General features: G+C 63.5%; 8 protein-coding genes. 4 read left to right on the forward strand and 4 right to left on the reverse strand.

The window, feature by feature from the left end; all coding sequences use genetic code 11:
• The first annotated feature begins 12 nt into the window (after nucleotides 1–12).
• Entirely contained in the window at nucleotides 13–2181 is a 2169-nt protein-coding gene (locus FIV42_RS08070; RefSeq protein WP_141197178.1) for a hypothetical protein, read from the forward strand.
• 55 nt (nucleotides 2182–2236) lie between these two features.
• Nucleotides 2237–3043: a hypothetical protein gene (locus FIV42_RS08075; RefSeq protein WP_141197179.1), complete on the forward strand. Its 807-nt coding sequence runs from the start codon at nucleotides 2237–2239 to the stop codon at nucleotides 3041–3043.
• Between the two features lie 93 nt (nucleotides 3044–3136).
• Here FIV42_RS08075 and FIV42_RS08080 read toward each other — a convergent pair whose 3' ends face one another.
• Genes FIV42_RS08080 through acnA form a run of 4 tightly spaced genes read right to left on the reverse strand, consistent with a single transcriptional unit; the run spans nucleotide 3137 to nucleotide 9853 of the window.
• Complete coding sequence (locus tag FIV42_RS08080) at nucleotides 3137–5395, reverse strand: hypothetical protein (RefSeq protein WP_141197180.1); 2259 nt, start codon at nucleotides 5393–5395, stop codon at nucleotides 3137–3139.
• A 36-nt stretch (nucleotides 5396–5431) separates the two neighbouring features.
• The gene (locus FIV42_RS08085) at nucleotides 5432–5917 is read right to left on the reverse strand and encodes a hypothetical protein (protein ID WP_141197181.1); all 486 of its coding nucleotides are present in this window, start codon (nucleotides 5915–5917) and stop codon (nucleotides 5432–5434) included.
• A gap of 53 nt (nucleotides 5918–5970) precedes the next feature.
• On the reverse strand, nucleotides 5971–7113 hold the full coding sequence (locus FIV42_RS08090; protein WP_141197182.1) for a glycosyltransferase family 87 protein: 1143 nt from the start codon (nucleotides 7111–7113) through the stop codon (nucleotides 5971–5973).
• Nucleotides 7103–9853, reverse strand: a complete 2751-nt coding sequence (gene acnA, locus FIV42_RS08095; protein WP_141197183.1) for an aconitate hydratase AcnA — start codon at nucleotides 9851–9853, stop codon at nucleotides 7103–7105. The genes FIV42_RS08090 and acnA overlap by 11 nt, the downstream gene beginning before the upstream one ends.
• Before the next feature lie 409 nt (nucleotides 9854–10262).
• Here acnA and FIV42_RS08100 point away from each other — a divergent pair, with 409 nt between their 5' ends.
• Together FIV42_RS08100 and FIV42_RS08105 are read left to right on the forward strand one after the other, a co-directional pair.
• Nucleotides 10263–11021 carry a nucleotidyltransferase domain-containing protein gene (locus FIV42_RS08100; RefSeq protein ID WP_141197184.1) on the forward strand — a complete coding sequence of 253 codons (759 nt, stop codon included), beginning with the start codon at nucleotides 10263–10265 and terminating at the stop codon, nucleotides 11019–11021.
• 94 nt (nucleotides 11022–11115) lie between these two features.
• Entirely contained in the window at nucleotides 11116–12000 is an 885-nt protein-coding gene (locus FIV42_RS08105; protein ID WP_168210494.1) for a LysR family transcriptional regulator, read from the forward strand.
• The last annotated feature ends 310 nt before the right edge of the window (nucleotides 12001–12310 follow it).

Consider the following 12310-nt stretch of genomic DNA (forward strand, 5'->3'; position numbering starts at 1 on the left):
GGAAGCCGACCCATGAAAAATACAATGTATCATGTGGCCAGACGTGGATCGTGCTCCCTGCTGGTGGCGCTCGGCGCAGCGCTGCTCCTGGGCGGCTGCGGTGAAGCGGCGTCTCCGTCGGCACCGCCGGCCGTCGACGCGACCCGCGCGCTCGTCACACCGCCTGTCTCCGACGACCTCGAGTTGGCCGAGCGGGTCTTCTGGCTCGACACGGAGCGCGTCGCCCACCTGGAGATTCGCGACGACTCCCTCGTCTTCGGCGCTCCCATCCCCTCCGATGTGCTCGAGTTGCAGGCCGGCGACGTGCTCATCAGCGACGTGGGCGACGGCTTCTGGCGTGCCATCGAGCGCGTCGAGCACCTCGAAGATCGCTTGGTGCTGCACACCCGTGAGGCTGCGCTGGGCGAAGTGGTCGAGAACGGCACCATCGACATCCGCGTGCGCAGCGGCCACCTCTACCAAAACGACCGCATCGTGCGCCGCTGCTATCAACTGGCGGTCGACAACCGCGGCGTGTGCATTCCCGACGGAAGCAGGCCCATCCGGCTCGACACCGAAGAGAAGCTAGGCAGCCTCGATCTGTCGGCCGACCTCGGCGCGGTCTCGCAGGCCGATGTCTCCAACGCCAACCTGACCGTCGACGCCACCGCCGGCGGCATCAGCTTCGAGCCGGCGATCCGGCTGCGCCTGGTGCTCTTCGGCGGCCAGATCATCAGCGAGGAGTTCCAAGTCTCCGGCTGGGCCGACGTCGACGTCGACTGGACCGTCGAGACCCAGGGGCCCACGAGCCTGCGCGAGGCGCGCTCCCTTCCGGTGGTCAACGAAACCCTGTCGTTCGACGTGATGGGCAAGACCTACCGCATGAACCCGGACCTGCGCCTGCTCTACGACGTCACCGCCACCGGTCAGGGAAGCGTCGACGTCGGCCTCGACGGCGACGGCTACGTCTTCGCCGGCTACAAGTGCTCGGTGGGCAATCGCTGCTCGGCCCTCGAGCCCAGCGACGCCCACGACATGTTCGACGGCATCGAAGAACACCAACTCAACAGCGGCACGCCCAATATCAGCTTCCGCACCGCCCTCTTGGCCGGCGTCAAGCTCGTCGAAGGCGGCGTCGACAAGGCGCGCGCCACGCCTCTGAAGCTCCTGTACGAGACCCACGCCAACGTCTCGCCGCCGTTTTGCCCCTACGAGGCCACCAGCTCGGTCGAAGGCACCACCCTGCGCGAGGGTGAGCGCTACCGAAGCTACTTTCGCGACTACCTCGCCGTCGACCAACTCTTCACCGGCGAGAACGGCTGCGGGGTGACCGACGATGTGGTCGGCGAAGACGAATCCCCCTGCATCAGCGACGCCGACTGCCCCGATGGGCGCATGTGCCTTGTGGGCAAGAACCGCTGCGTGGAGGAGACGCCTTTCTCGGTCACCCTCAAGTGGTCTCAAGCCGTCGACCTCGACCTGCGCGTCGAGACGCCGTCGGGCGAAGAGCTCAGCGCCTCCACGCCGGTGATCTCGGAGGGCAAATTGACCCACACCTCCGGCGGCGGCGAAGACTGCGACAGCTGTATCGGCCAGTGCGCCGGCGGCATCGCCGTCGACTGTCCCAACGAAACGCCCTCGGGCGGGAGCTGCCCCGAACCGTGTGAATACCAGACCGAGACCAACGGCACGTGCGAAGGTGGAACCTACACCTCCTCGTGCATCGGTCTGGACGAGAACTCGTGCGCCTTGATCGACAGCTGCTTTCTCTTCTCGCACTTCGGCCTAAAGACGTGCCTGGGCGTCTACCAAGCTCAGTGCAGTGCCCTGCAAGAACAGACCTGTAATGATAATTCGTCGTGCAACTGGAACACCACGACCACCGAATGGTGTGACGGGAGCACCGTCGACTGCTCGACGCTCGACCAGATCAGCTGCGGCCGGAACACCAACTGCCACTGGGAGTTGGGCACTGGCGGTGGCGGCGAATTGCCGCCGTTCATCGAGCACGCGGCGATCAGTCGGGTGACTGCCGGCGACAAATTCCGCGTCTGGGTGGTCAACGCCAGCGGTACCGACGACGAGACGGCCTCCTACGAGTTGCTGTTCCGCACCGACACCGGCGAGAGCTTCGAGATGCGCGGAGAGTTCGAGCCGGCCCAGAGTTCGCAAAGTGTCTTCTTCGATTACGTGTACCAATGAGAACCGCGCGCCCGATGAACCAACCTCCATTTTTGGATAGTCGAGTCTGTCAGTGATGTACCGCACCAAACTCCATTCAGCGCACTTCAAGTGGCTCTGCATCGCGGGCGTTGTGCTCGCCTGCGGCTGCTCGCAGTCCAACGATAAGTTCAAGAACGCCAAGGAACCGAGCACGGCCGACGCCGGCACCGACGGCACGTCCAGCGCCGACGGCGACCAGATCATCGATCCCACGCTCGCCAGCACCCAGGAAGAGCTCATCGAAGCGGAGTGCTCGCTGCTCTACCGTTGCTGCTCGCCCACCGAGCTCGACGAGCGCTTCGGCATCGACGGCGACGAGGCCGAATGCACCGACTTCCAGTCGGCCGTGCCCACCAGCATTCACCTGGCCAACCTGACGACCTCCATCGAGCAAGGCCGCATCACCTTCGACGCCGGCATGGCCCAGCTTTGCGCCGAGTCCTACCTGGCCCAGGATTGCAGCGAGTGGACGATGCTCAGCCCCGCGCGCACCCGCCTGCCCGGCTGCATCGAGATGATCATCCCCGAGGTCGAGGAGGGAGGACGCTGCAAGCAGAACTACGAGTGCACCACCGAGGTCTGCAAGTACGAGCAACCCGGCGACGAGTTCGGCACCTGCGTGACCCGCGCCGCCGAGAACGAGCCTTGCTTCGACGCCCAGTGCGCCACCGGACTGTACTGCGACGTCTTCGACGACAAGTGCATCCCCCAAAAGCAAGACGGCCAAGCCTGCCTCGACGACGAAGAGTGCCTGTCGGGCGCGTGTTCGAGCGACGCCAACGGCGACCGATTCTGCTCGCCGCCGGCGCCGCTGTGCGTGTCGGGCCTCGACGAAGAGTAGGCGTCGACGAGCATTCCAGCATCCTCCACGTAAAAACGCCCCGAGCAGTCCAACTGCTCGGGGCGTTTTTGTATCTGCGCTTCCAGACGGAACTCAGAAGTCGCCGGGGTCGATATCGAAGGAGACGCCCTGGTTGTTGAGGTAGTCGGTCATCGAACCGACCTTCTTGCCGCGGCTGCCCGCGGCATCCGTCACATAGACATCGAAATCACCGCTCGGACGGCACATGATCGTGTCGCCGTCCTCGTTTCGACTGCCCTGGCTCAACGGGAAGCCCTGGCGAAAGATCTCGACCTTGTCGCCGGGCCTGATCGGCTCTGCGAATTCGATGACCACGTCCTCGCCGGGCCGGAAGGTCCCGACCTTGTCGGGCCAATCTCCGTAGTTGCACACGTCGAAATCGGTGGCGGTGTTGACCGAGCCAAGCGGGAAGGTCGACGGGCCGCTGATGATGCTCGTCGGCCGGATCACCTGGTCGTCACCACGCAGAATGTAGATCGTGTCGATCTCGATGCCGTCCGGGTCGACGCGCTGGCCGCTGTAGATCGTGCCGCCGGGGTCGCCCGTGCCGCGCAGGCGGATGTAGCGGGCCGACAGGTTGTTGCAGAAGTTCTCGCCCTTCCAGTCGAGACAGGCATAGTCGCGCATGTCGAGCCCGAAATAGTTGCCGAAGACGGTGCTGTCGTCGGGCTTGGCACAGGTGTCGAGGAGGTTCCACGACCGGTCCCAGTTGAACAAACCGATGCCTGCAAAGACCTTGAAGCCGAGTGTCGCGCCGATCTTGGCGAAGGGTTGGCAAACCGTCTGCGGGGTGCCGTTGAGGTTTTCGGCCCCGAACGAGACACCGACTTCGGGTTTGGCGCCGATTTTGAGCTCGATGCCGGCCACGGCGGCGAAGGCGACCTTCAGCCCCACGCCGATATCGGTGGCCACCGAGACCTTGGCGCCGGTCAAGTCGACCTGCGGTGAGGGGAGCGAGGTGCTGTTTTCGTCGCCGTGGGTCACCTCGTAGAACCTCGCCGGGTTGTCCTCGTCGTGCTCGAAGCCAAAGCCGAAGTCGAAGCCGAACCGCGGTCCGTTGGGCGCATTCCTCCAGTGCAGCTCGCCGCTGGTCTCGAATTGGAAGCTCGGCTTGAAGTTGACGGTGAACTGGGCGGTAAAGCCGGTGGGTCCCAGCGGGAAGGGGACCGATTGGAAGAGGACGTACTCCTTTTCGACGTTCATCGCCTGGAACGCCTTGAGGGTGAAGTCCTTGAGCTCCATGCTCGCGCCGCCGGCGATCTCGATTTTGGCGTAGGCGACCTCGCCCTGACAGTCAGCCTTGAGCTCGGAGACGCGGGCGGCGTCGAGCTCGTCGTCGTAGTGGTCGCAGTAGTTGGCTACGCGCTCGAGGTCGTCGCTCCAGTTGCGCACGATGCATTTGCAGATGTCATCGTCGGCGTCGTACTCGAGCTGGAACAAGCTCATGTCGGTGATGTCGATGATCGCCAACAACTTGTAGATGTTGTAGTTGATTCGCGGCTTGAACTCCATCGACACGCCCCACTGCACGTCGCCCGTCAGGGGCTTTTGACGCACATTCTGGCCCGGCTCGAAGCGGTCGTTGGCGCAGATGTCATTGTTGTCGTTGTAATCCGACGGGCACTCCAACCTCGCCCCGGCGCACGCCTCGAACCCGCTGCCGGACGCCTTGGCGCAGAAGCCGTACTTGCGCGTGTCGGTGCCGATCTGGTGGTGGATGTCCTCTTCGGAGGCGTAGAACTCCTGGCGTTGCGTGCGGTAGTCGCCCTCCTCTTCGTCCGCGGAGAACTCCCCGGTCCACTGGATGCCACGCGTCTCGGAGTCGATCTCGATGTGGCTCTTGAGGTAGACGGCCGGGAGACGGGCGTCTTTGGTGTAGAAGGTGACCTGCGAGTCGGTCGTCTCCACCTCGAGCACACGCCGCGCCACCGCCAAATTGGCGTCGTCGAGCGGCGCCCAGATGATGTCGCCGACCTGCCATTCGACCATGTACTCGTAGCCGTCGAGCGGCCAACTGAGCCGATCGGACTCGATGGCCGCGTCGAGCATCACGTCCTTGTCGACCCGATGAGCCCACGGGGCGATGATTTCGGTCTGGCTGTCGTACCACTCTTGGTCGGACATCGGGTCGGCCGCGGCTGCGTCAGCTCCCGCGTTGCCTGCGTCCAACTGGGTGGGCGCGGGCTCGCTCGACTCGTCCGAGAAGATGCGAAAGACTTGCGAGTCGCCGCATGCGCTCAACATGAAGGCAGCCAAACAACAGACCAATAATCTCGAGCCCAGGCGCCCTGCCGACGACGCCGTGCCCACGCTTGTCACGTTCTTAGCCACTTTCGGCTCCTTGAAGTCATCCAGCTGCAATCATCATTAGTTGCCAGCGTCTTCGCGCGATTTGGCATAAATCTCACCCAGCGTGGCGTCGCGGGTGTAAAAAATGATCTCGGTCTCTTTCTGCTCGATCTCCAAGATCACGCGGGCCATGGCATAAGAAGCGTGTGAGACCGGGGCCCAGATGATGTCCCGAACTTCCCACTCGGTCATATAGTCGTACTCCGGAAGCGGCCAGCTGACCCGGTCGGGCTCGATCGTCGCATCCTTGGCCGTCTCCAGATCGATCTCGTGGACCCACGGGGCGACCACTTCGTCCTGGGCGTCGTACCAGTCATCATCGCTGATGGTGTCGGCAGCGTCGGCGTCGCCGGCGTCTCCCGGCTCGAGCGTGGCGTCAGCGGTACGACCGGCGTCGGTAAAATGGCGCGTAAGCTGCGGCTCGCCACAGCCGGCGAGTACCAATACGAGCGCCACCAACCCAATCATCGTGCTTCCGCCGCTTCTGTCCTGCTGGACCGTCACGCTGCTCCTCATATGTCGATGAATCGAATGACCTTAGGATAGTCGGACGGAGGCTATTTTTCAACATGACTCGGCAATGTTGTCTTCGGCCTCATTCCGCCCTTGCGCGTGAGTTCGACGCCCGTTGCGATGGCCACGACCACACTCCAAACGAACAGCAGGACGAGGTGCGCGAAGTCGAGGTGGAAGGCGCGCATCATCCAAGGCAGCGGCCCGAAGGCAACCAGCCCAACGAGCAGTGCCTTGCGCCAGCCCCAGCGCGTCCACAAAAAGCCGAGCGCCGGCAAGACGAACACGTACGAGTAGGTGCCCAGCCGCGGCCAGGCGAAGAGCGAGACGCACGCCCACAACCAGAGCATGTCGTCTTGGCGGCCGCGCCGGCGAACCAACCAGGCGCCCGCGCCGAGCCAGGTCAGCGCAGCCACGGGGAGCAACCCGGGCGCGAGGCTGAGCAGGTCGGCCGAGCGGTAGTGCTCGCGCACTGCCGCGACGCGCGCCAGCCACGCGTCGACGAGCACCTCGCCGTGCCAGTCGACGAAGCTCAACCCGGCGACGACGCTCGCTCCGGCCAACAGGCCCGCGGCGAGCTTGTAGCGCCCGCGCACCAACAAGACGAGCCCGGTCGGAAGCCCCCACATCGGCTTGAACGCCAGCACCACGCCCAGCCCCACGGCGGCGAGCGGGTGCCACCACTCGGGCTCGTCGTACGCCATCCACATGCAGGCGGCGAACGCTCCGAACATGTAGGTGGTCATATTGCCGGCCATGAAGTCGACGAGCACGGGCTGGTAGAAAAAGGCGAGCAGCACCAGCCACGCGGTGGGCAGCGCCAGGTCGAGAGCTCGGCGCACCCAACGCAACGCGAAGACGAGCGCGGCGGTGCGCACCACGACGTCGGCGGCCGAAATCAGGCGGGAGGAGAGGAGGGAAAACGGCTCGATGAGCGGCAACGTGCCGGGCGGATAGACGTAGACGAAGCCGTCATAATGGGCCGACTCGAAGAGCGCCGGCCCGTATGGGTTCTCGCCGCGCGCAAACACGTCCGCCGCGGCAATATACGCGCTCAGATCGGCGGGCACCGAGCCGGTAATCCAGCGGCGCATCGCCTCGGCGCATACCAAGAACGCGACGAGCCCCCAGACAAAGGGGGCCCGTCGCGCAGCATCGGTTGCTGTGTCGGTTACATTAGGCTTCATTACCCATACGGCGAAGGACCATGTGCAGGATACCACCGTTTCGGTAGTAATCCAGCTCCGCCGGGGTGTCGATGCGGCAGTCGACCGAGAACTCCTTCTTGTCGCCGGTCTCCGGGTCGGTGGCGGTGACCCAGACTTCCGACATCGGCTCGAGATTGTCGTCGACGTCGATGTCGTAGATCTCGTGGCCGGTCAGACCCAGCGACTCGTGGGTGTCTCCGTCCTGGAACTGCAGCGGAAGCACGCCCATGCCGATGAGGTTCGAGCGGTGGATACGCTCGTACGACTTGGCGATGACCGCCTTGACGCCCTGAAGGAAGGTGCCCTTGGCCGCCCAGTCGCGGCTCGAGCCCATGCCGTAGTTGATGCCGCCCAGAACCACCGTCGGGATGCGATGCTGCATGTACTTCACAGCCGCGTCGTAGATGAAGCACTGCTCACCGTTGCTCGGCGAGTAGTCCGACGTGTAGTTGAGCTTGGGCGGATTCTCGGCCTCTTCGTCGGGGCCGAGGTAGGTGGTGTAGCCACCCTCGGTGCCCGGCGCGAGCTGGTTCTTCAGCCGCACGTTGCCGAAGGTGCCGCGGGTCATGACCTGGTCGTTACCGCGACGCGAGCCGTACGAGTTGAACATCTTCGGCTCGACCCCCTTGCCGATCAGGTAGCGGCCGGCCGGGCTGTCGGTCGGGATGACGCCGGCCGGGCTGATGTGGTCGGTGGTGGTGTTGTCGCCGACTTTGGCCAGGCAGCGAGCGCCTTTGACCGGCTCGATCTCGGGCACGTCGAGGCCCATGTCCACAAAGAACGGCGGCTCTTGAATGTAGGTCGACTCGTCGCTCCAGGCGAAGGTCTGGCCGGTGGGGGCGTCGAGCTTCTGCCACTCCTCGGGACCTTCGTAGACCTCGGCGTACTTCTCGGTGAAGTCGTCGCGGCTGACGAACTGGTTGATCGCCTCGCGCACTTCTTCGTTCGACGGCCAGATATCCTTCAAGAAGACGTCGTTGCCGTCTTGGTCTTGGCCGATCGGGTCGTTGTACATGTCGATGTCGGTCGTACCGGCGATCGCGTACGCCACGACGAGCGGCGGCGAAGCCAGGTAGTTGCCCTTGGTATAGGGGCTGACGCGACCCTCGAAGTTGCGGTTACCCGACAGGACCGAGCAGGCGACGAGATCTTCGTCGATGATCGCCTTTTCGATGGGCTCCGGAAGCGGACCGGAGTTACCGATGCAGGTCGTGCAGCCGTAGCCGACGGTGAAGAAGCCGACGTCCTCGAGGTCTTTGGTCAGGTCGGCGTCGTCGAGGTACTTGGTGACCACGCGCGAGCCGGGAGCGAGCGACGTCTTGACCCAGGGCTTGGCCTTGAGGCCCAGCGCCTTGGCTTTGCGCGCCACCAGACCGGCGGCCATCATCACGGCCGGGTTCGAGGTGTTGGTGCACGAGGTGATCGCGGCGATGACGATGTCGCCGTCGGTCAAGTCGAACGTGTTGCCGCGGAACTCGACGTCCTTGGCGGTCGTCTTCTCGGGCTTGTTGAACGTCTTCTCGCAGTGCATGCGGAAGTCGCCCTGCATCTCGCTCATGATGACGCGCTCGTGCGGGTTCTTCGGACCCGCCAGGCTCGGCTCGACGTCGCCCAGGTCGAGCTTGAGGCTCGAGCTGTACTCGATGTCGTAGTTGTCGTCGCGCCAGAAGCCGTTCTCTTTGGTGTACTTCTCGACCAGGTCGATCTGGTCTTCGTCGCGACCGGTCAGGTGCAGGTAGTCGAGGGTCTTCTGGTCGATCGGGAAGTAGCCCATCGTCGCGCCGTACTCGGGCGCCATGTTGGCGATGGTCGCACGGTCGGCCAGCGTCAGGCTGGCGAGACCCGGGCCGTGGAATTCGACGAACTTGCCCACGACGCCGTGCTTTCTGAGCATCTGGGTGACCGTCAGGACCAGGTCGGTCGCGGTCGTGCCCTCTTTGAGCTCACCGGTGAGCTCGAAGCCGACGACTTCGGGGATCAGCATGAAGATCGGCTGGCCGAGCATGCACGCCTCGGCTTCGATGCCGCCGACGCCCCAGCCGGTCACACCCAGGCCGTTGATCATCGTGGTGTGCGAGTCGGTACCCACCAACGAATCGGGGAACGCGACCTGCTCGCCGTCGCGCTCTTCGGTGAGCACGCCCTTGGCTAGGTACTCCAGGTTGACCTGGTGGACGATGCCGGTCTCGGGCGGCACGACCGAGAAGTTCGAGAACGCCTGCTTGCCCCACTTGAGGAATTCGTAACGCTCTTGGTTGCGCTTGAACTCCATCTCGCTGTTGATCTTGATGGCTTGCGGCTTGCCGAACTCGTCGACCTGCACCGAGTGGTCGATGACCAAGTCGACGCGGCTCAGGGGGTTGACGTTGGAGGTGTCCTTGCCCCAGCGGTCCATCGCGCTACGGCAGGCAGCCAGGTCGACCACCGCCGGCACACCGGTAAAGTCCTGCAGGACCACGCGGCCGGGGCTGAACGGCACCTCTTGCTCGCCGACGTCCTTGGCGTTGTAGCCCGCCAGCGCTTTGACGTGCTCCTCGGTGACCGTGTGGCCGTCGAGGTTGCGCAGGCACGACTCCAACAACACCTTGATGGAGTACGGAAGCTTGTCGATCTCGCCAAGGCCAGCCTCTTCGAGCGCTTTGAGGCTATACGCCACATACTCGCCCTTGTCGGACTGGAACTTCTTCTTGGCGTTCCACTGATTCTTCGAATCGGTCATGATCTCCTCGTTGGTAACGGCCAGGTTGTGAAAGCTACTTCTTGAATCGGGAGGAACTATAGGGACCGAACGGGCATAATGTAAATTGATTGATTTTATTTTGGTGATAAATATCCATTATGAAGGCGTAGCTTTGTGAGGCCCCCATCCGTCTGGCGCTGTACTTCGCGCCAGACACCTTCCCCCAGGGGAAGGGATGACCCTGCGGAAAGCAACGTGGTTCAGACGCGCTAAGGCAGCCCTTCCCCCCGGGGAAGGTGCCCGTAGCGAAGCGAAGGGCGGATGGGGGGCCTCAAAAAGCAAGGAGTTGCCACGTCCCACCCCCAACTCGTGACATACTGTGACTCCAAAAACTCAACGCCCGGGCGCAGACTCTACAAGTCAACACACGTCGCCCCCGGAGTCCCCAATGCCAGTCACCCGTCACGAAATCCTAGCCCTCCTCAAAACCGTTCTAGAACCCCAAGATGGCGTCTGCGCTATGTGGCGAGGCGGCTCGGCCGCCCGCGGCGAATCCGACGAGTGGTCGGATATCGACGCGGTGGTCGTCTGCGAGGAGGAGAACGTCGACGCGGTGTTCGACACCGTCGAAGCCGCGCTCCCCAGGCTCTCGCCCATCGACCTCGTCTGGAAAGTGCCCGAGCCGACCTGGCACGGTCACGCCCAGCGCTTCTATCGACTGGTCGACGCCCCCGACCACCTGCTGATCGACCTGGTGGTCATGATACGTGGCTCCCACGAGCGGTTTCTGGTGCCAGAGCGCCACGGTTTGGCCGTGCCGGTCTTCGACAAAGTCGGCCTGATCAAACCGGCGGAGTTCGACGCCCAAGCGTTCCGCGCCAAGATGCGCGCCGACCTGGCCGACACGAAGGTGCGCTTCGAAATTTTGCAGTGCATGGTCGACAAGGAGATCCAGCGCGGCCGACCGCTCGACGCGCTCAACTTCTATTTTGGCCTGACGCTCACGCCGCTCATCAAAGTGCTCGGCATGCGCTATCGTCGCTCGCGCTACGACTTCGGACGGCGCTACACGCGCGAAGATTTCCCGACCGACGTCGCCGACAAGGTCGAGGCGCTCCACTTCGTGCGCGACCTCGACGACCTCGAGACCAAGCACGACCGCGCCCAACAACTGTTCTGGCAAACCGTCCAAATACTAGAAGACTAGCGCCCCGCAAGGACATCCCTTCCCCTGGGGGAAGGTGCCTCGCGCGCCTTACAGCGCGAGGCGGATGGGGGGCCTCAGCAAGCAAGGAGCCCCAATGGACCTCAACCAACTCCGAGCCTTCCTCGCCGTCGCCCGCGAGGGCCACATGACCCGTGCGGCGCGCCAACTGCACCTGACCCAACCCGCCGTCAGCGCGCAGATTTCGAAGCTCGAAGAAGAAGTCGGCCACCGGCTCTTCGACCGCACTCCCACCGGCATGGTGCTCACCGAGGCCGGCGGGCTGTTCCGCGAGTACGTCGAGGAGTCGCTGCTCCATCTCGAAAACGGCCGCCTCGCCCTCGACCAACTCGCCGGCCTCGAAAAGGGCTCGTTGAGTGTGGGCGGCGGCGCGACCGCGACCACTTATCTGCTCCCGCCCATTTTGGGACGCTTTCACGCCGAGCACCCCGGCATTCGCTTCTTCGTGCGTGAGCAGTCGAGCCAGCAGTCGGTCGAAGACGTCTTGGCCGGGGATCTCGACCTGGGGATCGTCACTCTGCCCATCAAGCTCCCATCGGGCTCGTCGGCGGCCTCGTCCAAGCTCGAGGTCGAACCGTGGGAGGAAGACGAGCTTCGCCTGATCGTACCGCCCGCCCACGAGGCCAACGCCCGCGACTCCTTCGAGTGGTCCGACTTGGCTGGCATGCCGCTGGTACTCTTCGAAGCTGGCTCGGCGGTGCGCGACATCATCGACCGACGCATCTCAGATGCCCAAATCGACGTCGACATCGTCATGGAGCTTCGCTCGATCGAGTCGATCAAGCAGATGGTCGCCCAGGGCATCGGCTCGGGCTTCGTCAGCCAATTCGCGCTCGGCGAACAACAAGAGGGGCTTCGGTGCGTCGAGAACCCCATCTCGCGCGAACTCGCCGTAATTTACGCCAGCGACCGCACTCAGAGCCCGGCGGCCAAGGCATTCTTGGAAATGATGCGCGCCTGAGTCGTATTCAACGCCGCTGCAAACTGGTGGGCTACTAGAGCGTATGCTGCAGAGTCCTCACGCCCGCCCGGCCTCCGCACTCCCTCTTTCTCGGTCGAGCCGGCCTGTCGCCCAGCCGCTGTTTCACAGCATATGGACCGTAAACAGTGGGATCTCCGAGAAAATCAGGGCAGAAACAGCTTCGACAAAGGTACGTAGTAAATTTGTTTAATATATTTTTTTCAACTAGCATCTGTGCGTTACCACCTGTATTCAGACGAGTCCTTCAAGGCTCATACGCAAAACAGCTCGAGTTGTTGTAAATAGATAA

The sequence above is a fragment of the Persicimonas caeni genome (genome assembly GCF_006517175.1).
Classification (GTDB): Bacteria; Myxococcota_A; Bradymonadia; order Bradymonadales; family Bradymonadaceae; genus Persicimonas; species Persicimonas caeni.